This window comes from Halopseudomonas aestusnigri (genome assembly GCF_002197985.1).
Classification (GTDB): Bacteria; Pseudomonadota; Gammaproteobacteria; order Pseudomonadales; family Pseudomonadaceae; genus Halopseudomonas; species Halopseudomonas aestusnigri.
On sequence record NZ_NBYK01000020.1, the window covers coordinates 1 to 23,035 of the forward strand.

A 23,035-nucleotide genomic window follows, 5' to 3' on the forward strand; every position below is an offset into this window, starting at 1 on the left:
CCTACTTTAAATTAGACCCCCATATAGCAACCACCATTGCTCAAATAGCATGCTACCAAGACACTCTGCCTCAAGGCAGCCCATGCTCTCCTGTGATTGCCAATCTCATAACCAACAGCCTTGACATTAACCTATCAAAGTTAGCTAAAAGAAATGGCTGCTCGTATACGAGATATGCTGACGATATAACTTTTTCGACTAGAAAAAAAAGCTTTCCAGTAGCCATTGTCAAAGACATTGAAAGTATGACACTAGGCTCAAAGCTACTTGGTGAGATAAGACGCGCAGGCTTTTCTGTCAATCCTAAAAAAACCAGATTACAATTTAAAGATTCAAGACAGGAGGCAACTGGCTTAGTCATAAATAAAAAAGTAAGCGTTAAATCAGAATATTGGCGTTCAACCAGAGCCATGGCTCACTCTCTATTTAAAACCGGGAAGTTCACGATCACCGACCAAGATGGCTCTTTAAGAGATGGCCATTTACCAGAGCTTGAAGGTCGATTAGCTTTTATTGACTCTGTCGACTTTTATAACAACCTAGAAAAAAAGAAAACGCCAGAACCGAAATTTGAACCTAAGATACATACTGGCATTAACAAATATCGCGACAAGTTAAATTCACGGGAAAAAGTTTACGGACGGTTTCTGCAATACAAGCTTTTTTTTGCAAATGAATATCCGACAATATTAACTGAAGGGAAAACAGATAACGTATATTTAAAAAGTGCTTTGAACCAACTTCAAGCCGCCTACCCCAATCTAGTTAATCCTAAAACAGCTGAAGAAAAATATTCGCCGAAGCTAAAATTTCCTGATTTAAATCGCAAAACAATGTACTTACTTGATATAGGTGATGGTGCAACACCTTTTATCAGATTTGTTCAAAGGTATGCTGCCGATTTAAAGCAGTTTGAAGACAAGAAAGCTAACAACCCAGTGATTCTAGTGCTTGATAACGATACAGGACCTAAAGACTTATTAAATCATTTAGTAAGCAAGGTCAAATCATGCCCTAATGATTTAACCAAACTAAAAAGCAGCGGATTCATTCATTTATTCCATAACCTTTACCTTATTTTGACTCCACTTAATCCCGGTGGAAAAGACTCCGCTATGGAAGATCTATTTGACTCTATGACCCTCAGAACTGTGATTGATGGAAAAACGTTCTCTCCAGCTCAGCATATCGATGTAAGCAAACATTATGGAAAGCATATCTTCTCTACTAAGGTTATTCGCTCAAACAAAGAAAATATTAACCTTGATAGATTTAAGTATATCTTTGATGAGATCGAGAAAGTTAAGCGGCATTTCTCAGCGTTGTAACGCCTGCAGTACCTTTATGAAGGACGAAACCGCGACCTGAACAATCGGCATAGCCCGCATCACAGCACTGAAACGGGCGCCAAACGCATACTCCGCCTGGTGAACAACGCTTCGCTTGTGCCCACCCTACCGCCGAGCTACGGCGCGATTATGCACTCCGCCACGGCAACGCCGGTGCCGCAATCCGCTCCCCATCAAACCCCGCGACCTTGCCGAAGCGCGCAGACTCCGCCTGCCACTCCCGCGTCGCTTCGATGATGTACTCCCGGCTGTAACCGACAAAATTCCAGAACATCAGTACCTTCTCGGCCGGTTCTCCGCCGATGAGGATCAGGCGGCTGCCGGGGGTGAGGGTGAGGTGCAGGGTGCTGGTGCCGGGGTCGAGGGCGGCGAGTTCGTTTTCGGCGAAGCGTTCGCCGTCCAGTTCCAGTTCGCCTTCCATTACCAGCAGGCCGTGTTCGAAGGCGGGGTTGAGGGTCAGTTCGCACTCGCCGCCGCTGGGGCTGTGGATATCCAGGCCGAGCAGTGGGCTGTAGACCTCGACCGGGGAGGTGTGGCCGGCGAAGTCGCCGACCAGCAGGGTGAAGTCGATGCCGCTTTGCTGCCATCTGGGCAGGTCGGGGTAATGGGTAAAGGCGGGGTCGGCATCGGCCATGTTCGGTGGCAGGGCGATCCACAGTTGGGCGGCGTGCAGGCGGTCGGTGGCGTCGGTGGAGTCTTCGGTGTGGCTGATGCCGCGGCCGGCGGTCATCAGGTTGACCTCGCCTGGGCGGATCAGTTGTTCGTTGCCGAGGCTGTCGCGGTGCAGCACGTCGCCTTCGATCATCCAGGTGAAGGTCTGCAGGCAGGTGTGCGGGTGGGCGCCTACGTGCATGCCGTCGCCGGATTCAAAGTGGGCGGGGCCGGCGTGGTCGAGGAAGCACCAGGCGCCGATCTGGCGGCGTTGGCGGGTGGGCAGGACACGATTGACCGGCAGGGTGCCGCCGATTTCGGCGGTGCGGGCCACTATTCGCTGTGGTGCAGGTGTCGACATGGGACGGTTCCTCCGCTGCTGGGTCGCCGGGCGACATAACTCGATACACACGGCGCGGAAACTCGGGCACGCCTCCACGGTCGGTGTTTGAACGCTAACAACGATCATGCGGCCACCCGCGGCCCGAGGCAATGCCATGCAGGAACAGAGTCTGCCATCCCGCCATCTGACCCGGCGCTATCTGCCGGCCCGCTACCTCCCGCTACTTGCCACCCTGAGCTGCCTGTTGCTGCTCGCTGACGACGTTATCCAGCAGTGGTTTACCAGCATCAATCACGCCGAGCTGGAACTGCGCTATGTGCTGGTGCTGTGGCTGTTCAGCCTCGGCCTGTGGCTGGCGGCCAACCGCTGGCTGACTGCACTGGTGCTGACGCTGCTGGCAGGCATGCAACTGATCCAGTTGGGCAACATGGCCTACACCGGCATGCCGTTGCTGCCCTCCGACCTGAGCGGGCTGTTCGGGGAGTTCGCCGATGTGCAGCAAACCGCCGTCGCCCAGCTCGGCAATCACTGGCATGTGCTGCCCAGTGTGCTGCTGCCCTACGGCGCGCTGTTTGTGCTGCATATGAGCCTGACGCCAAGGATCTCTCCGCGTGCGCGCTGGGTGGGCTGGATTCTGGTGCTGATCGTGCTGGCAGCCAAACCCTACCGGGCAACCTACCGCGACATGACGCACTTCATGCCGGGGCCGACCCGCTCGTCGCTGCACAACAGCCTGAACAGCTTTGCCTTCTACGCAGTGAACCTGGCTGGCCGTGAGCAGCAGGCACTGCCACAGAGCCCGTTCCAGCCCTACCAGGTGAGCTTTACCGCGCCCACGGCCAAACACGTCTGGATCGTGATGGCCGACTCGCTGCGCAGCGACCGGCTGGGCGTCATGGGCTACCAGCGCGATACTACGCCATTCCTGTCCCGGCTCAGGGACGACGGCGAGCTGCTGGTACGCCAGGGCATTGCCGCAGGCGTCTCCACGGCAGTCAGCCTGCCGGTATTTCTGAACCTGATCCGCGAGCCGGGCCAGAATCACCTGTTGCGCGAGCAGCCGCACAACCTGTTCCGGCTTGGCCGCGAGCAGGGCTTCAATACCTTCTGGCTGTCATCCCAGGAGTCCAAGCTGCTGACCTTCGCCGGCAAGCGGTTTATCGACGTGTCGATTACCCGCGAGGACTTTCCGCTGCTGTTTTCCCAACGGCAGGACCACGCCCTGAGCGACCTGCTGCCACGCAAGCAGTGGGGCGAGCGCAACCTGGTGATGATCAACCTGCGCACTGCACACAGCCCGTACGATCACAACTACGAGAACCACGACGAGCCGATTGCCCGCTGGCCCACAGACGGTCCGCTCAGCCGTAACATGCGCGAGGGTAATGCCTATGACAACGCGGTGCGCTACTTCGACGATGTGGTCGCCGATATTGTCGCCCAGTTCGATCAGCTGGAAGGCGAGCGCTATCTGCTGATTACCGGCGACCACGGGCAATTGCTCGGCGAGAATGAGGTCTGGGGCCATAACCGGCTGTTGCCGCCGGTGGTAGACGTACCGGTGATGGTGCTGGCACGGGATGCACCGCAGGGGGCGCTGGACGATCTGGCCGGCCAGCGCTGGGTGAGTCACTACGAGGCCGGTCTGTGGCTGGCCCAGCGCCTGGGCGCGCGGGTGCTCAATCCCAATGCCGACCCGAACGTGCACTTCGTCAAGGGTAAGCTGCTGCTCGGCGATAACAGCATCATGCAGGTGAAAGAGTCCGGCGACGATTTGCAGTTCAGCGAACCCATGCTGCTCAGCAAGTGGCTGCAGGGCCCGGCCCAGCGCACGCTGCCCGCACCCGATCAGCCAGCAGATCCTGGCTGATCGGGTGCGGGGTCAGACCCGCCGCCCTTCGACCGGGATCTGGTAGAACAGGCTGTAGATCACCGGCAGCACCACCAGCGTGAGCACGGTGGCAAAGCCCAGACCAAACATGATCACCACCGCCATGCTCTGAAAGAAGGCGTCGGTCAGCAGCGGCGCCATGCCGAGGATGGTGGTCAGCGCGGCCATCGAGACCGGGCGTACCCGGCTGATGGCCGAGTCGACCAGGGCGCTGTAGGCCTCCTTGCCGGAGTCGATCTGCAGGCGGATTTCGTCAACCAGCACGATGCCGTTCTTGACCAGCATGCCGCTCAGACTGAGGAAGCCCAGTAGCGCCATAAAGCCGAACGGGATACCGGTGAGCAAAAAGCCCAGAGTCACACCGATCACCGCCAGCGGTACGGTCAGCCAGATGATAGCGGCGCGCTTGAGCGAGTCGAACAGCAGGATGGTGATCAGAAACATCGCCAGATAGCCGAGCGGCAGGCTGCCGAACACGGCTTTCTGGGCGTCGCGCGAGCTTTCGTATTCCCCGCCCCACTCCAGACTGTAGCCGCGCGGCAGCTCGATCGCCTCGACTTGCGGACGGATGCGGGCGAACAGTTCGGCGGCGGTCTGGCCGCTGATGATGCTGGGGTCGGCCTGCACGGTCAGGGTGCGCTTGCGGTCCTCGCGCAGGATCAGCGGGTCCTCCCAGTCGGTGACAAAGCCGCTGACCACCTGGGTGATCGGAATATAGGTACTGCGCGCCGAGCTCCAGACCAGCAGGTCGTTGAGGGTGCTGGCATCCAGGCGCTCGTCTGCCGGGGTACGGGCGACGATGGGCAGCATGCGGGTGCCGTCACGGTAAAGCCCGACGTTGACGCCGCTGAAGTTCATTCTCAGCAGGGTATCCAGATCACGCTTGTCGACCCCCAGTTCACGCGCCTGCGCCTCGGCAAACTGCGGGCGGACCAGCTTGGTGCGCTCGCGCCAGTCGTGCATCACGGCATCGGCGACCGGGTCGGCCTTGATGATGTCGATCGCCTGCGCGCCGAGCGCACGCAGCACCTGCGGATCGGGCCCGGTGAAGCGGGCTTCGATCTTGCTGTCGCTGCCGGGGCCGAGCATCAGTTGCTTGAGCTTGACCTTGGCGGTCGGGTGCTGCTGCTTGAAGTACTCGTCCAGCTGAGCAATCAGCGGGGCGATCTGGTCGCGCTGCTCGGTGCGTACAAGCAGCTGCGCATAGTTGGCGTGAATGCGCTGGGGGAAGTAGGTGAGGATAAACCGCAGCGCGCCCTGACCGATGGTCGACGTCACCTCGGTCACGCCGTCCTGCGCCAGCACATGACGATCAATCTCGGCCACCACCTGCTCGGTGTAGCGAATGTCGCTGCCCTTGGGCAGCCAGACATCGACAAAGAACATCGGCGTATTGGACGGCGGAAAGAAGCTTTTGCGCACCTGACTGAACCCGCCGACCGCGACCACCAGCAAGGCGGCGAGCATGATCAGCGTCAGCACCCGGTGGTGCAGGGCGGCGGCGAGCAGTTTGCGGTACAGCACGAAGACGATGCCGCGGTAAGGGTCCTGCGGCTCGCCCTGTTCGCCCTGCGCGGCCTTATCGCGGAAGAACAGGCTGGCGAAGAAGGGTGTCAGGGTGATGGCGGTCACCCAGCTCAGGGTCAGCGAGATCAGCAGCACCTGGAACAGCGACAGACAGTACTCGCCGGTGGAGTCGTCCGACAGCCCGATGGGGGCAAAAGCGATGATGGCGATGGCGGTGGCGCCGAGCAGCGGCAGGTTGGTCTGACGCACAATGTCGCCGGCGGCCTGCAGGGTGGTCTGGCCGCGCTGGCGGCCGACCAGAATGCCTTCGACAATGACGATGGCGTTGTCCACCAGCATCCCCAGCGCGATCACCAGAGCGCCGAGCGAGATGCGCTGCAGCTCAATCCCCAGCATCTGCATGAAGATAAAGGTGCCGAGCACCGTCAGCGCCAGCACCAGGCCGATCAGCAGGCCGCTGCGCAGGCCCATGAAGACCAGCAGCACCACCACGACGATGGCCACCGAGGCCAGGAAGTTCCAGACAAAGCCGCCGACCGACTGCTCCACCTCGTCCGCCTGGTTGTAGAACACGTCGACGTGCATGCCGGCCGGGCGCTCTGCGTCCAGCTCGGCCAGACGTGCGGCTACCGCGTTGCCCACATCGACCACGTTGACGTGGGCGGCGTAGGATACGCCCAGCCCCAGCGCGGCCCGACCCTGGGCTCGGTAGAGGCTGGTCGGGGTTTCGGCAAAGCCGCGGCTGACCTGCGCCACATCGCCCAGATACACACGTTTGGAGCTGCCGGGCTGGCTGATGATCAGCCGCTCCAGTTCCTCGACATCCTGAAACTCACCGGTCGGATGCAGGCGGATCGACTCGCTGCCGACCAGCATGCGGCCGGCATCGGAGACCACGTTCTGCCGGCTGAGCAGGTCGTAGAGTCGCTGCGGGGCGATGCCCAGCGCGGTCATCCGCGCACGCGAGATTTCCAGGTGCACCTGCTCCTGGGGCACGCCGGCCAGAGAGACCTTGCCGACGCCGTTGACCAGCACCAGCTCGCGGCGCAGGTAATCGGCGTAGTCACGCAGCTCGCGGTAGTCGTAGCCGTCCCCGCTGATCATCATGAAGGTGCCGTAGACGTCGCTGAAGTCATCCTGAATCTGCGGCTCGCTGACGCCCGGCGGCAGATTCGGGCGCAGGTCGTTGATGCGCCGGCGCATCTCGTCCCAGATTTGCGGCAGCTGGTCAGGGCCGTATTGTTTCTGCACCTCGACAATAATCTGCGACAGCCCGGCGCTGCTGGTGGAGGTAATGGTGTCGATATACGGCAGCTGCTGGATGGCGTTTTCCAGCGGGTAGGTCAGTTCCTCCTCAACCTGCTGCGGGGACGCGCCGGGGTAGGGCGTAATGACCATCGCCATCTTCAGGGTAAAGGCCGGGTCTTCCAGCCGGCCCAGATCCAGGAAGGCGATGATCCCGCCGATACCGAGCAGCAGCGCCACCAGCCAGCTGGTGACCCGGCGCTGGATAAAGTATGCGGCTATGTTCATTTAAAGCCCCCGCTCACGAACCCAGGGGCGCACCACCTGACCGTCACTCAGCTCAGCGCCGCCAGCAGCGACGATTCGCTCGCCGGCCTGCAGGCCGGTCAGCACCTCGATACCGTCGCGGGTCAGCTGACCGACGGTCACGGCGCGGGCAACAACCTGCAACGCGCCGTCCTGCTCGGCGACCACCCAAACCTGGCGATGCTCGCTGTCTTCGCTGTCCGGGCTGAATACCGCCTCTACCGGCACCACAACCGGAATCTCGGCCTGGCGGCTGATCTCGGCGAAGTTGACGATCACGGTGGCGCTCATGCCCGGCAGCAACACCAGACCATCGGGGATCGGCATGCTCAGGGTAACGTCATAAGCCAGGGTCGAGGGGTCCGGCTGGCTGGCGTACTCCTTGTAGTCGGCGCCAATCAGCGCCTCGGGGTAGTTGTCCAGCCGCACCTTGGAGCGCAGCTCGGCCGGCTGCAGGTCGCGGCGCAGGTTGCTCAAGAGGTTTTCCGGCAACTGGAACACCACGTCCATACTGTCGCCACTGTAGAGGGTGGCAATCGGCTGGTTCGGCTGCACCACCTGGAACTGCTCCACGTGGGTGCGGGCGACCACGCCGTCAAACGGGGCGGTAATGCGCGTGTAGGCCAGTTCCTGGCGCGCCAGATTGAGCGCCGCCTCGGCCGAGTTGAACTGCGCCTTGCGCTGGTCGTATTCGGCCTGCGACACCATCTGCCGCTCAACCAGCTGCTCCATCCGCGTCAGCTGGCTGCGGGTCAGATCATAGCTGGCCTGGCGATCACTGAGTTTGAGCCGGTAATCGGTATCGTCCAAACGGGCGATCAGGTCTCCGCGCTGCACCTTTTGGCCCTCATGAACCTCCAGGCTCTGCAACTCGCCACCCAGACGGAAGGACAGCTGGGCCTCTTCAGGCGCCTTCAGCCGCGCCGGAAACTCGCGGATGCGCTCCGCACCCGGCTCCGTGACGGTGAACAGCTTGACCGGCCGGGGCTTGTCCGCCTGCGGGGCGGGCGGTTCGGAACAGCCTGCGAGCGAGGCGGCAACGACAATGGCCGAAAGACCTGTGGCAATCCAGCGTGCGACGCAATCCATAGGTAACCTGTGACGTAGATGGCAGAAAGAAGGAAAAATAACTGACGGCATTATAGGGCTACAAAACGCTACATGGCGGTTAATCCTGACCATTCCCGGCCATTTTGTCGGCTTTTTCTGCCATGCGACCCAGTGCCGCAACATTCGGGCTTGCACTCTGGCAACCTTCAATCTATTTTTTTATATATTGTTTTGACCTTAATCGTACTGCCGTGAGGTGACCATGCTGTTTCGCCAACTGTTCGACGCTGCTTCCTCTACCTACACCTACCTGCTGGGCGACCCGACCAGCGGCGAAGCCCTGCTGATTGATCCGGTGTTCGAGCAGACCACCCGCGACCTGTCACTGCTGCAGGAGCTGGGCCTGACCCTGAAGCTGGTGGTCGATACCCACGCCCACGCCGACCACGTTACCGCCGCCTGGCTGCTGAAGCAGAAAACCGGCTGCCAGATTGCATCGGCCGCGGTTATCAACGCCGAGTATGTCGACCTGCCGCTGCACCACGGCCAGCGCTTCGGCGTTAACGGCGTCGAGCTGGAAGCCCGTGCCACCCCCGGCCACACCGACGGCTGCATGAGCTACGTTCTCGCCGATCAGTCGATGGTGTTTACCGGCGATGCACTGCTGATTCGTGGCTGCGGACGCAGTGATTTCCAGCAGGGCAACCCGCACACCCTCTACCACTCGATCACCGAGCAGCTGTTCAGCCTGCCCGACAGCTGTCAGGTGTATCCGGCCCACGACTACAACGGCCGGACCCAGAGCAGCATCGGTGAAGAGCGCGCCTTCAACGCCCGGGTCGGCGGCCAGGCCAACGAAAGCGACTTTGTCGGTTACATGGACGCCCTGCGCCTGCCCCACCCCAAACGCATCAACGAGGCAGTCCCGGCCAACCTGCGCAGCGGCAAGCCGCCGGAAGACCAGCTGCCGCTGCAGCAGGACTGGTGCGACGACCTGCGCATCACCTACGCCGGCGTGCCGGAGGTGGGGCTGGAGTGGCTGATGGCACACCGCAAAGGCGTGACCCTGCTCGACGTGCGCGAGCCCGCCGAGTGGGAACAGGAGCCCCTGCCGGCCTACCTTGGCGACACCCTGCAGATTCCGGTCGGCAGCCTGCACGAGCGCATTGCCGACATACCGGATGTGTTGCCGGTAGTCGCCCTGTGCCGCTCGGGCAGACGCTCTGCGCTGGCCACCAACATCCTGCGCGAAAAGGGCAGACCGCAGGTTGCCAGCCTGCGCGGCGGCTGGCTGGCCCTGCCGCAGGGCTGACCGACTCGGTGCGCCAGCCCGGATAATGCTTCAGATTGGTGCATTGTCCGGGCTGGCGTGCTGCCATTGCCTGCCATGCCTGCGCACGAAGAACGTCGTACTGGCGGCGAGCCCGGCGGACGGCTAAAATTTTTCGTCATTTCCTGAACAAATGGCCAGTTTTTTGCTGCAGGGAAAGATCGGCCCCGCTCCAACGGACGCGGAACGGTCGCCAACAACTAGATCCCAGGAGAAGCATTCATGAGTTTCAAACGCACACTCGCTCTGGCAGCAGCACTCGTCATGCCGCTGCAGGTCATGGCAGCAGATGACCCGCTGAAAGTCGGTTTTGTTTATGTTGGTCCCATCGGTGACCACGGCTGGAGCTACCAGCACGACCAGGGCCGCAAGGAGCTGGAAGCCCATTTCGGTGACAAGGTGCAAACCACCTACGTTGAAAACGTCAACGAAGGCGCCGACGCCGAGCGCACCATCCGTCGTCTGGCCCAGGCCGGCAACGACGTGATCTTCACCACCTCGTTCGGTTTCATGAATCCGACCGCCCGCGTCGCCGCCGACTACCCGGAAAAGACCTTCCTGCACGCGACCGGCTACAAGCGCGCCGACAACCTGAGCACCTACCTGTCCGTAACCTACGAAGGCCGTTACGTCACCGGCACCGCTGCCGGCATGGTCACCAAGAGCAACGTGCTGGGCTACATTGCTTCCTTCCCGATTCCGGAAGTTATCCGCGACATCAACGCCACCTACATGGGCGCCAAGGCGGTCAACCCGGATGTTGAGCTGAAAGTCGTGTGGGTCAACACCTGGTTCGATCCGGCCAAGGAAGCTGACGCCGCCAACACCCTGATGGACCAGGGCGCCGACGTTATCGTTCAGCACACCGACAGCCCGGCACCGCTGCTGGCAGCCCAGAAGCGTGGCGTATGGGGCGTTGGTCAGGCTTCCGACATGAGCCACTTCGCACCTGAAGCGCACCTGCTGTCCGTGGTCAACGACTGGGGTCCGTACTACATCAAGAGCGTTCAGGACGTTATGGACGGCACCTGGGAGTCGGCTGACTACTGGGGCGGCATCCACGATGGCGTGATCAAGATCGAGTCCATCAGCGACAAGCTGACCGAAGAGCAACGCGCCAAGGTCGACAGCGTTATCGAGTCGATCCGCAGCGGCGAATTCCACCCCTTCACAGGCCCGATCAACGACCAGAGCGGTACCCTGCGCGTGGCCGACGGCGTGGAAATGACCCACGAGGAACTGGCCGGCATGGACTGGTACGTCGAAGGCATGACCGCCTCCATTCCGAAGTAAGCGCATGCACCACACCGGCGGCGTGCCCATCACACGTCGCCGGTGAACCGCAGGCAACGAAAAACCCGAGCAATGCTCGGGTTTTTTATGGGCCTGGAGGGTCGAGCTCCCGCTCGACCAGTGCACTACCGTGCATCATCAAGGCCGAGTTGAAACTCGGCCCTCCTGCGCCTGCGGTCAGCTACGAATCAGCTGCGCCACCGATTCCTGCACCCGCGCGGTCAGCTCGGCCTCGTCCAGCCCGCAGATTTCACCGCTCTGCACCGCCGGGCGACCCTGGATAAAGCTGTATTTGACGCTGGCCGGTTCGCCGCACATCAGCGGCGCGGTGAGCGGGCTGTGGACGCCGGCAAAGCGCGGCTGGTTGATATCGAACAGCACAAGATCGGCAGCCATGCCGACTTTGATCTCGCCGACGTCATCCAGCCCCAGCAGCTTGGCGCCGTTGCGGCTGCCCCAGGTCAGCACCTGTTCCAGTGTGGTGGCGTCCGGGCCATGCACGGCGCGGTGAATCAACCAGGCGAGGTTAAGCTCCTGCAGCATGGAGCCGGATTCGGCCGAGGCCGAGCCGTCGACGCCGAGGGTGATCGACATGCCGGCTTGTTCCATCTTGATTGCCGGGGCGATGCCGCTGCCGAGACGGCAGTTGGACGTCGGGCAGTGGGCGATGCCGGTGCCGGTGCTGGCGAGACGGTCGATGATGTAGTCGTCGCAGTGCACCAGATGGGCAAACCAGACATCGTCGCCCAGCCAGCCGCAATCACCGGCGTAATCCACGGCACGCTTGCCATATTTCTGCAGCGAGGCGACTTCGTCAAAGTCCACTTCCAGCAGGTGCGAGTGCATGCCCAACTTGAACTCGCGGGCATAGGCGGCCTGTTCGCGCAGGCCATCCGGATCGCTGGAGTGGATCAGACTGGTCGGCGCAACCACCAGCTTGCGCATGGCGTCGCCACCGTCCTGGTGGTAACGAACACGGCTGGCATCCAGCCGCTCGATGATCTGTTCGATGGTTTCCGGCGCAATGCCGTGCTCGATCATGCCGTGGTGGCTGCCGACCGAGGTGGCGCTGCCACGACACAGCACCAGCCGCATACCCAGCTCATCAGCCGCGCGCCATACCGCGTCTTCCAGCTCGGGGCTGGTGGTGGCGTGATACAGGTAGTGGTGATCGGCGCAGGTGGTACCGCCAGAGCGCAGCAGCTCGTACAGGCCCAGACGCGCGGCGTGGTACATCAACTCCGGCGTGACCTTGGGCCAGTAGCGGTAGGGCACCGAGCCCAGCCAGTCATTGAGATTCTGGTTCAGCCCACCCGGTACGCCCTTCATGATCGACTGGGCAAGGTGATGGTGGGTGTTGATCAGCCCGGGCCAGACCACACAGCCACGGGCGTCGATCAGGGTTTCACCTGCGGCAAGCGCAAGGTCGCGGCCGAGCTCGGTGATTTTGCCGTCGCTGATGCGAATATCGGTGGCGTCCGCCACGCTGGGGGAAAAGACGGCCTGCGCGTTCTTGATCAGGTAAGCCATGAAGGTACTGCTCCTCTATTGCTGCCAAAGAGCAATGTCCCGGAGCTGGGGAAGCACGGATCAATGCCTCACGCCCCTGACCGCTTCTACTCTGTTGCGTTGTGTTGATATCACCGCAGCATGCGGTGCCAAGGCGATGAGTGCAATTTTTTGACCAACCTGCCTGCGGCGCTACAGTTCCCATTCCATCAGGCATCCAGTAGCAGAAGCCCATGCGGCGCGACCAAATCCAGTGCAGATGGTCAGCTTTTGCGCAATCAAGGTGCAGCCTGAACGGCAGCCGCAAGCGGAACAGCTTGCGCCGAACCACAGCAGCCCGGGCGTTGCCCGGATTTGCCCATGTTGGCGCAAAATCTGCTTGAGTATTCGTGCCGCAGGATTATCCTCGGCAACATGAGTAGAAGCTGTCAGGGGGCAACACCCCAGGTCATTGCTCAGTTAGCGGACAATGCGCATCACGCGGTGGACGCCGGACTGACTGACCACAGCCTCTTTCCGACTCCCCGCCTGCGTCATTCTCCGCACCATTCGCCCCAATGGAACTACTCGGAGATTCAACATGACAACCGCAACAACCCCTGAATACGGCCTGAAAGAACTGCAGCTGGAAACCACTTTCGGCGGCATGGGCAAGGAAACCGTCCGCGAGATTCCGCTGATCGACCTGACCGACTTCGAGAACCGCCGCAGCGAGATAACCGAGCAGCTGTGGAGCGCCGCCACCGAAGTCGGCTTCTTCCAGCTGATCAATCATGGTCTGGATATCAAGCTGGTGCAGAGCGCCTTTGCGCTGTCCGAAGCCTTCTTCGCCCTGCCCAACGATCAGAAAGCCCGCTTCCCGCTGAAGAAGGGTCTGAACGCCGGCTGGGAGTTCATGTCGCAGGTACGCCCTTCGACCCGCACCGCCGATCAGAAGGAGTCCTTCCAGATCACCCTGCCGCACATGGATGAGCTGTGGCCGAACCAGACCGTGGTACCGGAGTTTCACCGCATCATGCTGGACTTCGAATACCGCGCCTGGCGCCTGGGCATGGACGTGCTGTCCTGTTTCGCCGAGCGCCTGGGTTTTGCCCGCGACTTCTTCACCAAGGCCCATGACCGCAGCCTGCCGGACTACCAGAGCACCCTGCGCCTGCTGCACTACCTGCCGATGCCGGAAGAAGACCTGGACGAAAGCCTCTGGCGCGCCGGTGCCCACACCGACTTCGACTGCCTGACCATGGTGTTCCAGAAGGAAGGCCAGGGCGGCCTGCAGGTCAGCCCGGGCAAGGACGCCGAAGGCGCCGGCGACAACCGCGAGTGGAGCAGCGTGATTCCGAGTGACGACATCATCACCTGCAACATCGGTGACATGCTGATGCGCTGGAGCGACGATCAGCTCAAGTCCACCCTGCACCGCGTGCGCATGCCCAAGCCGGGCGAATACCGCGGCCCGCGCTACAGCATGGCGTTCTTCTGCCAGGCCAACAAGAACGTGATGATCGAAAGCCCGGCCGGCAAATACCCGCCGATCTCGGCAGCCGATTACCTGCTGCAGCGCATTCAGGCGAACTTTGCCGAAGCGAAGAAGTAACGCCGCAAGACTCGAGATCTGATCGTTCCCACGCTCTGCGTGGGAACACCCGTCCGGACGCTCTGCGTCCGCTCACCGCCAACGGTCAATCTCGATCAGTCCACCCTGTCCTGTGCAGGTTCGAGCACTGGAATAGCGCCAGTGCTCGGGCACATCAACGTAGCCACGCTTGACCGGGTTCAGGTGAATGTACTCAAGTTTTTGCCGCATCACCGCCTCGCTACATACCAGCTCCGCGTGACTGCCTTCTTGCCAGATCTGGTGGTCTCTGTCCCGTTTGTGTGCTCGCTTGCCAACGCGAACCTGCCTCAAGGTGGCCTCGCCCCCCTGCTGGGTCAGGTAGTCGAGTATCTGCCGTGCGGTGTAGGACTTGAACGTCTGGACGCACTTGGCCAGATCGGGTGCCTGTGCCACATAGTGCAGATGGTTCTCCATGATGACGTAGCCAAACAGCTTCAAGCCCTGGTTTGCCTGCTGGTAGCGCCAACTGGCGAACAGAATGTCCACCAGCGCTGGCCGGGTGAACAGAGGAAGCCAGTCCGTCACCGTGCAGGTCAGGAAGTGAGCCTTGTCGGGCTCGGTAATGACGTAGCGGCTGCGGCCCATGACGGTCTTCCTTGATCGTGCGTCAGTGGTTTCCATGCAGTTTAGGCGGACAGCGAGATGGACGCGGAGCGTCCAGGCAGGCATTCCCACGCAGAGCGTGGGAACGATCACAGATCACAAAAGACGGGCGTGCCGGAACGCGCTCTCGGCTCAGGGATTCTCCTGCAGCCACTTGCCGAGCAGATCACGCTCTTCGGGGGTGATGCCGGTCATGTTGCCGAGCGGCATGTACTCGGTGGCAACCGCGGCCTGATAGACCTTGTCGCGGTGCTGCTGGAGGTGCTCGAGGCTGTCCAGCACGATGCCGGCCGGCGGGGCCTGGAAGGCCGGGCTGGTGGGCTTGACCGCGTGGCAGGCCTGACAGTGGGTGGCCAGCAACTGGCTGATGTCGGCGTCGGCAACCCGGGTTACTGCAGCCCCTTCTTCTGCCGCGTGGCTGTCGATTCTGGCCGGTGCGCTCGGCGCCATGACCCAGATCAGGGCGACGGTGGCCAGCGCGCTGACAACCAGAATCGACGGCTTGAACTGGCCCTGATTGCGCAGGTTGAAGAAGTGACGGGCGTAGGCCGTAATCGCCCCAATCGCCGCCAGCACCGCCCAGCCGTGGGCATGGGCATAGAACATCGGGTAGTGGTTGCTGATCATGATGAACAGCACCGGCAGGGTCAGGTAGTTGTTGTGACGCGAGCGCAGCATGGCGCGCTGAGCCAGCATGACGACCTCTGCACCCGGTTTCTCGCCACGGGCCACCGCATTCACCAGCGCGCGCTGGGCCGGCACGATACCGAGGAAGACGTTGCCGACCATGATGGTGCCGATCACCGCACCGACGTGAATGTACGCTCCGCGACCGGCAAACACCTGATACAGGCCAAAGGCAACTGCAACCAGAATCAGATACAGCACCACGCCAAAGGCCATGCCGTTGCGCGCCAGCGGGCTGCGAATCAGCGCCTCATACAAAGCGACGACCGCCACCAGCGTGCCCACACCGATGGCAACAGCGCCGGCACCGCTGAGCGCCAGCTTGCTCGGATCGATCAAGTAGCCGGGGTTGCCCATGTAATACACCACGGCCAGCAGCGCCAGGCCGCTGAGCAAGGTGCTGTAGGCCTCCCACTTGAACCAGTGCAGGTCGGACGGCATCTGTTCGGGGCCGACTTCGTACTTGGCCACCTCGTAAAAACCGCCACCGTGAATGGCCCAGAGGTCACCCTTGATGCCTTTCTGCTTCTTCCACGCCGGCGGCTCACGCAGGTTGTTGTCGAGCCAGACGAAGTAGAACGAGGCACCGATCCATGCGACGCCGGCAATCACGTGGAACCAGCGGATGATCAGGCTGAGCCATTCAGACAGATAGACCAGCATGGGCTGCTCCTTGTGCGGCGTCGCGATCGTAGCGGCACTGGCCGGCGATGTAGGTGCGACGAATGCTGCGGTCGTCGCCGAGGATCATCAGGTCGAACAGGATGCCCGACAGATCGCGCTCGGCGCTGTGCTTGAGTTGCTGAATCGGGCTGGCGGCGCGGTCGATGATCAGAAAGTCCGCCATCTTGCCGGGTGCCAGGTTGCCGGTCTCGGCCTCCTGATGCAGCACCCTGGCGTTGCCGAGGGTCGCCATGTAGAACGCCTGGAACGGGTTGAGGCTCTGGCCGCGCAGCTGGCAGACCTTGTAGGCCTCGGCCATGGTGACCAGCATCGACAGGCTGGTGCCGCCACCAACATCCGACGCCAGCCCCACCTCGACATTCGCCGCGCGGGCGCTGGCCAGATCGAACAGGCCGCTGCCGAGGAAAGTGTTGGAGGTCGGGCAGAAGGCGATGCGGGTGCCGGTCTCGGCCAGCCGGGCGCGGTCGGCATCGTCGATATGAATGCCGTGCGCCAGCACGCTGCGCGGGCCGAGCAGACCAAAGTGGTCGTAAACGTCCAGATAGCTGGCACGATCCGGGAACAGCTCGGCAATCCAGGCGATCTCGGCCTTGTTCTCGGCCCAGTGGGTCTGCATCAAGAGGCCCTCGGCCTCGGTCATCAGCTTGCCGGCGCAGGTCAGTTGCGCGTGGGTCGAGGTCGCGGCAAAACGCGGGGTCACGGCGTAGCGCTGACGGCCGGTACCGTGCCAGCGGGCGATCAGCTCGCGGCTCTCCTCATAGCTGGTCTCGGCGGTGTCGCGTACGCCGTCCGGGGCGTTGCAGTCCATCATCACCCGGCCGGTGGTAATTGCCATGTTGTAGTCGTGCGCAGCGCTGAACAGCGCTTCACTGGCGACCTTGTGCGAGGTGCTGAACACCAGCGCCGAGGTGGTACCATGCGCCAGCAGCAGGTCGAGGAAGACCTTGGACTGTTTGGCCGACCAGTCGGCATCGGCAAAGCGCGATTCGGTCGGGAAGGTGTAGGTTTCCAGCCACTCCAGCAGCTGGGTGCCGTAACTGGCCATCACCGCCAGTTGCGGCATGTGTACGTGGGTGTCGATCATGCCGGGCATGATCAGCCCTTCCGGCGAATGCTCGACCGCGGTGCCCGCCGGCAGTGTCGGCAGCAGCTCGGCGGCGTCACCCACCGCCTGAACCCGGCCATCGGCAACCACCAGCAGGCCGTCGCTGAAGTAGCTGTAGCTGGCCGGATCGGGCGTGCCGAGGCCCGGTTCGGACAAAAAGTGCAGCAGTGGGCCGCGGAAGGCCGACACGCCGACGGCATCAGAGTTGGTCGTCATCCTAGCTCCCCCGGTAGGTCGAATAGCCCCACTGGTTCAGCAGCAGCGGCACGTGGTAATGGGCCTGCACGTCGTCCAGGCGGAAGGCGATGGTGACCTGCGGGTAGAAACAGCGCAGGCCCTGGGCCGCGTAGTAGCCGTCGGTGTCGAAGGTCAGGCGGTAGACACCGGCGACCGCTTCGCTGCCGAAGCCGCTCAGCACGCGGCCGTCGGCGTCGGTTTCGGCTGACGCCAGGGTGACCCAGCTGTCGCCCTGCTGCTGCTCAAGGGTGATGCGCACACCGGCGGCGGGCTTGCCGCTGCCGAGGTCGAGAATATGGGTGGTAATCGGGCTCTTGCTCATAGCAGCTTGTCCAGACGAATGTGGGTGATCTTGGCCTGTTCTTCGGCGGCGATGCGCAGCTCCTGCTCGCGGCTGTTGGGCAGGCGTTGCTCCAGCAGCTCAAGCATCTGTTCGGCGCTCTTGCCGGTGGCGCAGACGATAAAGATAAAGCCGAATTTATGCAGATAGGCGTCGTTGCCGTCCTTCAGGCGCTGCAGCACCGCATCGGGCGCAACGCGCGCACCGGCCTGCTCGCCACTGGCCAGCGCTTCGGTGCTGGCGTACTTGGCTTTCAGGCTCTTGATGTCACCGATCTTCGGGTGTGCTTCAAAGGCAACCAGCCAGTCGGCCTCGTGCAGGTTGGGCCAGAGCGCGCGGGCGGTGCCATGCAGCGCTTCGGCACTGTGATAGGGCCGGGCGGCGACCATAGGGCGCGCCCAGGCATCAGCGGCGCAGCAGTCACGAAAGACCGCCAGCGCCTCGTCTTCAGGCAGGGTGTTCAGCTGTTCCAGGGTCATTTTGTCTCCACCGGCTGTTGCGGTGTTTCAGGCTCGTGTTTCATCAAATCACGCAATTGCGGCCAGCTGACCCCGCGGCGCGGGCCACGGCTCTGGCTGGAGGTACCGAACGACAGCAGCTCGGCACTGATCGATACGGCCACTTCCATCGGTCGCTTGCCGGGTACATCACTGCGACCGACCGGGCAGCGGATGCCGGCGATCTGCTCGGCGCTGTAGCCGCGATGGGCCAGCCGCTGACGGAAGCGGTCGGCCTTGGTCTGCGAGCCGATCAGGCCAATCGAGGCAGCATCGCCGGCGTCCAGCAGGGCGCGGCACAGGTCGTAGTCGAGCTGGTGATTGTGGGTCAGGATCAGCACATGGCGGCCACGGCACAGCACCGGGGCATCGCCGACCGGATCGTCGCTGTGCAGCGCCCTGATATTCGGCGCCAGGTCAGCCGGGAACACCTCGGCGCGGGAATCCACCAGCGTCACCTGCCAGGGCAGCTGGCCCATGATCGCCATCAGCGCCTGCGCCACGTGGCCGGCGCCAAACACCACCAGTTGCGCATCACTGCCGGGCTGGCCTTCGAGCAGCACCGAGACGCTGCCGCCGCAGCACTGGCCTAGCGAAGCGCCCAGCGGGAAGTGCTCCAGCACCGTCTCGAAACGGCTGGCGGCCAGCTGCTCGCGGGCCCGGGCGGTCACCAGATACTCCAGATGACCGCCACCGATGGTGTCCCAGGTGTGTTCGCCGGTAATCACCATCTTGCTCGACGGCTCACGCGGGACCGAGCCGGTGACGCCAACCACGGTCACCAGCACATAGGGCTCGCCGCGCTGCTCGCAGTCGGCGACCGCCTCGAACCAGCGCAGGTTTCTGTTCATCACACGGCCTCCTGCTGCGCGGCCTGCCAGGCCTTCGCGGCGTTGACGGCATTGAGCATGCGCTCGGGCGTGGCCGGGGTATCCAGCGGCGGACAGTAGCAGCCCTCGTTGATGCTGGCGACCGCATCACGCAGCGCGCTCCAGACCGCAATGCCGAGCATCAGCGGCGGCTCGCCGACCGCCTTGGAGCGGAATACCGTGGCTTCCTTGTTCGGGCTGTTGGCCAGCAGGTTGACGCGCAGATCCGGCGGCGTATCGGAAATTGCCGGGATCTTGTAGGTCGCGGGTCCGGTGGTCAGCAGCCGGCCGTTATCGCTGTAGACCAGCTCCTCGGTGGTCAGCCAGCCCATGCCCTGAACGAAGCCGCCCTCGATCTGGCCGATATCAATGTCCGGGTTCAGCGACTGGCCGGCATCGTGCAGGATGTCGGTACGCAGCACGCGGTATTCGCCGGTCAGGGTATCGAGTACCACCTCGGAGCAGGCCGCACCGTTGGCGTAATACAGGAACGGATGACCCTGACCCTTGGCGTGGTCGTAGTAGATGTTCGGAGTCGCGTAGAAGCCAGAGGACGACAGCGACACCCGATTCAGATAGGCCTTCTGGATGAAGTCGCCCCAGTCCATCCGGGCGTCACCGGCGACCACCTGGTTGTTCTCGAAGCGCACCTGCGCTTCTCCGCAGCCGAACAGCTCGGCGCCAAAGGTCACCAGCCGCGCCTTGATCTTCTCGCAGGCGTCCAGCGCGGCCATGCCGTTCAGATCGGAGCCGGAGGAGGCGGCGGTCGGCGAGGCATTGGGCACCTTGTCGGTGCGCGTCGCGGTCACCTTGACCTTATCGACGTCGATCTGGAACGCCGCTGCCACCACCTGCGCGATCTTGATATACAGGCCCTGACCCATCTCGGTGCCGCCGTGGTTCACCTGCAGACTGCCGTCGGTATAGATCAGCACCAGCGCGCCTGCCTGATTGAGGTGCTTGGCGGTGAACGAGATACCGAACTTGACCGGGGTCAGCGCCAGCCCGCGCTTGAGCACCGGGCTCTGGCGGTTGAAGGCGGTAATCTCGGCGCGACGGGCCTGATAGTCGGCGCTGGTTTCCAGCTGACTGATCAATTCCGGCAGTACGTGATGGGTGATGGTCTGGCCGTAATGGGTGGTATCGCGGCCTGCGCGGTAGAGATTGCGCTTGCGCACCTCCAGCGGGTCCAGTCGCAGATAACGGGCAATGTCATCCACCGCCTGCTCGATCACCATCATGCCCTGCGGGCCGCCGAAGCCGCGGAAGGCGGTGTTGGAGACCGTGTGGGTCTTGCAGCAGTGGCCGGTCACCCGCGCCTGATCCAGATAATAGGCGTTGTCGGAGTGGAACATGGCCCGCTCGACAATCGCATTGGACAGGTCCGGCGAGAAGCCGCAACGGCCGGCTACCATGATCTCGGCGCCCTGAATCACGCCCTGCTCGTCAAAACCGATGTCGTAGGTGTTGAAGAAGTCGTGGCGCTTGCCGGTCTGCACCATGTCATCCGGGCGCGAGAGGCGGTACTTCACCGGGCGCCTGGTAGCGTTGGCCAGCAAGGCGGCAACGCAGGCGACCGGTGCTGCCTGGGTTTCCTTGCCACCAAAGCCGCCACCCATGCGGCGCACCGAGGCCGTCACCGCATGCAGCGGGATGCCCAGCACCTCGGCCACCAGCTTCTGTACTTCGGCCGGGTGCTGGCTGGACGTGTGCACAAACATGCCGCCGTCTTCCTGCGGCAACGCTACGCAGGCCTGGCCTTCCAGGTAAAAGTGTTCCTGCCCGCCGACGTTGATCTCGCCCTGCAGGCGATGCGGTGCAGCCGCCAGTGCGGCATCCGGGTCACCGCGCTGCTGGGTGTGACTGGGGCGCACGAAGAACTGTTTGGCCAGTGCCTCGCGGGTATCAAAGATGGCCGGCAGATCCTCGTATTCGACCTCGGCCAGCTTCGCCGCCTTGCGCGCGGCGGTGTGACTGGTCGCGGCGACGGCAAAGATCGGCTGGCCGATATGCTCGACCACCTCACCCGCCAGCACCGGATCACCCGGGAACACCGGGCCGATGTCGGTATGACCGGGTACGTCGGCCATGGTGAATACGGCAACCACGCCGGGGTAGGCGCGCACGGCTTCCAGATTGAGTCTGGTGATACGCGCATGCGGCCGGGCGCTATGGCCCACCGCTGCGTGCAGCAGGCCTTCGGGCTCGGGCAGGTCGTCGATATAACGGGCGGTGCCGGTTACATGCAGCCAGGCGCTTTCATGCAGGGTGCTCTGACCGGCAACACCGAGCGGCTGGCCACTCGGACGGGGTACATCACGGGGCAGTTTACGCATAGTCGGTCACCATCAGCTGGGCCTTGCCGGCATCGCCGGCGCGGAATTCATACAGGGCGCGCAGCAGCAGGTTGCCGGCTACCGTGGTGCGGTAGCTGGCCGAGGCGCGCACATCGGACAGCGGCGTGAAGTCGGTTGCCAGCGCCGCCTGCGCAGCGGCCACCGCCGTTTCATCGAACCGGGCACCGCGTAGCGCCGCCTCGGCGCCCGTCGCCCGTTTGGGAATGCCGGCCATGCCACCGAAGGCCAGCCGGCAGTCACTGACGGTATCGCCGTCAAACTGCAGCCAGAAGGCGCCCAGCACCGCAGAAATATCGTCATCCAGCCGCTTGGAGATCTTGTAGAGGAACAGCTTCTCGTTGGCCTGCGGACGCGGCACCCGCACCGCGCGGATGAACTCGCCCGGCGCCAGCACGGTTTTCTTGTAGTCCACGAAGAAGTCTTGCAGGGCAATCCAGCGCTCGCCATTTTCACTGTCGAGCTGGATGTCGGCACCCAGGGCAATCAGCGGTGGCGGCATGTCACCGATTGGCGAAGCGTTACCGATATTCCCGCCGAGGGTCCCACGGTTACGGATTTGCAGCGAACCGAGGCGTTCGAGCATCGGCGCAAAGGCCGGCCAGTCGGCACTGAGAGTCGCTCCGAACTCGCTGTAGGTCGCAGCCGACCCGATGGTCAGATTTTGCTCGTCACATTCCACGGCATGCAGTTCGGTGATCTGCTCGACCGAGACCAGTTGCGGCAGCACCTTCAACTGCTGGGTGATTTCCAGCGCCAGATCGGTGCTGCCGGCGACAACGCGGGCATCCGGATTGGCCGCCAGCAGGCTGCGCAGTTCACTCAGCTCGACCGGCGCGTCGAAGCGCTTGCCCTCGTCGTCCTGCAGGCTGGCCGCAGTGGAACGGGTGGCGGCGAACTGCCCGGCCGGCGCCGGCTCGAACAGCGCAGCACCATCCCAGTGCTGCACCGCATCCACCAAGGTGCGCCGGCCAGCCTCGATAATCGGCCGATAACCGGTGCAGCGACAAAGGTTGCCGGCCAGCGCTTCCATCAACTGATGCTCGCTGGCGCTGCCGTTCTTGCCGGCTACCTGCTGGTGCAGGCCAACCATCGACATGATGAAGCCCGGCGTACAGAACCCGCATTGCGAGCCGCTGCATTCGACCATCGCGCTCTGCACCGGATGGGCGTTGTCAGCCTGCAGGGCGTCAACGCTGATCAGATGTTTACCGTGCAGCGAACCGACCAGGCTGATGCAGCTGTTGATTGCCGTATAATGCAGCCCGCCGTCGGCCGAGGGGCTGCCGATCAGTACGGTGCAAGCCCCGCAGTCGCCGGATGCGCATCCTTCCTTGGTGCCGCTAAGCCGCTTTTTGGTGCGCAGCCAGTCAAGAATGCTCATGTTTGGGTCAGCTCGGTCAAGTTTTTCCGGCTGACCATTCAGGTAGAACTCAATCACGTTCGTCTCCGCTCTATCCGCAGTTTGGCCCGTTTCAGGCGGTGTTCAGGCTCAGCGCCGCACAACGGCGCACACAGGCTCTGAGCGTAGATTTGCAAAAACTTGACCA

Annotated in this window: 17 protein-coding genes; 5 read left to right on the forward strand and 12 right to left on the reverse strand. The window is 62.5% G+C overall.

Annotation, left to right across the window (positions count from 1 at the left end; all coding sequences use genetic code 11):
• Window positions 1-1,328, forward strand: a 1,328-nt coding sequence (locus B7O88_RS17040) for a retron Ec67 family RNA-directed DNA polymerase/endonuclease (protein ID WP_140418603.1), incomplete at its 5' end; no start/stop codon positions are given.
• Window positions 1,329-1,476: 148 nt separating this feature from the next.
• Here B7O88_RS17040 and B7O88_RS17045 read toward each other — a convergent pair.
• Window positions 1,477-2,361 carry a pirin family protein gene (locus B7O88_RS17045; RefSeq protein WP_088277892.1) on the reverse strand — a complete coding sequence of 295 codons (885 nt, stop codon included), beginning with the start codon at window positions 2,359-2,361 and terminating at the stop codon, window positions 1,477-1,479.
• Window positions 2,362-2,497: 136 nt separating this feature from the next.
• Between B7O88_RS17045 and B7O88_RS17050 the strand changes: the two genes are divergently transcribed.
• Entirely contained in the window at window positions 2,498-4,213 is a 1,716-nt protein-coding gene (locus tag B7O88_RS17050; protein ID WP_160003209.1) for a sulfatase-like hydrolase/transferase, read from the forward strand.
• Between the two features lie 12 nt (window positions 4,214-4,225).
• Here B7O88_RS17050 and B7O88_RS17055 read toward each other — a convergent pair whose 3' ends face one another.
• Together B7O88_RS17055 and B7O88_RS17060 are read right to left on the reverse strand one after the other, a co-directional pair.
• On the reverse strand, window positions 4,226-7,294 hold the full coding sequence (locus B7O88_RS17055) for an efflux RND transporter permease subunit (protein WP_088277896.1): 3,069 nt from the start codon (window positions 7,292-7,294) through the stop codon (window positions 4,226-4,228).
• Window positions 7,295-8,401, reverse strand: a complete 1,107-nt coding sequence (locus tag B7O88_RS17060) for an efflux RND transporter periplasmic adaptor subunit (RefSeq protein ID WP_088277898.1) — start codon at window positions 8,399-8,401, stop codon at window positions 7,295-7,297.
• 223 nt (window positions 8,402-8,624) lie between these two features.
• On the opposite strand from B7O88_RS17060, the gene B7O88_RS17065 reads away from it, so the two are divergent.
• Window positions 8,625-9,674 (forward strand): MBL fold metallo-hydrolase, encoded by a 1,050-nt coding sequence (locus tag B7O88_RS17065; protein WP_088277900.1) that lies wholly within the window; start codon window positions 8,625-8,627, stop codon window positions 9,672-9,674.
• A gap of 240 nt (window positions 9,675-9,914) precedes the next feature.
• Window positions 9,915-10,985 (forward strand): BMP family ABC transporter substrate-binding protein, encoded by a 1,071-nt coding sequence (locus B7O88_RS17070; RefSeq protein ID WP_088277902.1) that lies wholly within the window; start codon window positions 9,915-9,917, stop codon window positions 10,983-10,985.
• A 177-nt stretch (window positions 10,986-11,162) separates the two neighbouring features.
• On the opposite strand, the gene B7O88_RS17075 is transcribed toward B7O88_RS17070, so the two are convergent.
• A complete protein-coding gene (locus tag B7O88_RS17075) occupies window positions 11,163-12,515 on the reverse strand; it encodes an amidohydrolase family protein (RefSeq protein ID WP_088277904.1) in 1,353 nt (450 codons plus the stop codon).
• 559 nt (window positions 12,516-13,074) lie between these two features.
• On the opposite strand from B7O88_RS17075, the gene B7O88_RS17080 reads away from it, so the two are divergent.
• The gene (locus B7O88_RS17080) at window positions 13,075-14,088 is read left to right on the forward strand and encodes an isopenicillin N synthase family dioxygenase (RefSeq protein ID WP_088277906.1); all 1,014 of its coding nucleotides are present in this window, start codon (window positions 13,075-13,077) and stop codon (window positions 14,086-14,088) included.
• Window positions 14,089-14,160: 72 nt separating this feature from the next.
• Here B7O88_RS17080 and B7O88_RS17085 read toward each other — a convergent pair whose 3' ends face one another.
• The 8 genes from B7O88_RS17085 to xdhA all read right to left on the reverse strand — a co-directional run bounded on the left by B7O88_RS17085 (window position 14,161) and on the right by xdhA (window position 22,926).
• Entirely contained in the window at window positions 14,161-14,694 is a 534-nt protein-coding gene (locus tag B7O88_RS17085) for an REP-associated tyrosine transposase (protein ID WP_088277908.1), read from the reverse strand.
• A 150-nt stretch (window positions 14,695-14,844) separates the two neighbouring features.
• Window positions 14,845-16,062, reverse strand: a complete 1,218-nt coding sequence (locus tag B7O88_RS17090; RefSeq protein WP_088277910.1) for a urate hydroxylase PuuD — start codon at window positions 16,060-16,062, stop codon at window positions 14,845-14,847.
• Complete coding sequence (gene guaD / locus B7O88_RS17095) at window positions 16,043-17,404, reverse strand: guanine deaminase (protein ID WP_172409680.1); 1,362 nt, start codon at window positions 17,402-17,404, stop codon at window positions 16,043-16,045. The genes B7O88_RS17090 and guaD overlap by 20 nt, the downstream gene beginning before the upstream one ends.
• Before the next feature lies 1 nt (window position 17,405).
• Entirely contained in the window at window positions 17,406-17,747 is a 342-nt protein-coding gene (gene uraH / locus B7O88_RS17100; RefSeq protein ID WP_088277912.1) for a hydroxyisourate hydrolase, read from the reverse strand.
• Complete coding sequence (gene uraD / locus B7O88_RS17105) at window positions 17,744-18,244, reverse strand: 2-oxo-4-hydroxy-4-carboxy-5-ureidoimidazoline decarboxylase (protein ID WP_088277914.1); 501 nt, start codon at window positions 18,242-18,244, stop codon at window positions 17,744-17,746. The genes uraH and uraD overlap by 4 nt, the downstream gene beginning before the upstream one ends.
• Window positions 18,241-19,113, reverse strand: a complete 873-nt coding sequence (xdhC, locus tag B7O88_RS17110; protein ID WP_088277916.1) for a xanthine dehydrogenase accessory protein XdhC — start codon at window positions 19,111-19,113, stop codon at window positions 18,241-18,243. Before xdhC ends, uraD begins: the two co-directional genes overlap by 4 nt.
• A complete protein-coding gene (gene xdhB / locus B7O88_RS17115) occupies window positions 19,113-21,467 on the reverse strand; it encodes a xanthine dehydrogenase molybdopterin binding subunit (protein WP_088277918.1) in 2,355 nt (784 codons plus the stop codon). The genes xdhC and xdhB overlap by 1 nt, the downstream gene beginning before the upstream one ends.
• On the reverse strand, window positions 21,460-22,926 hold the full coding sequence (gene xdhA, locus B7O88_RS17120; RefSeq protein WP_088277920.1) for a xanthine dehydrogenase small subunit: 1,467 nt from the start codon (window positions 22,924-22,926) through the stop codon (window positions 21,460-21,462). Before xdhA ends, xdhB begins: the two co-directional genes overlap by 8 nt.
• Window positions 22,927-23,035: the final 109 nt, after the last annotated feature.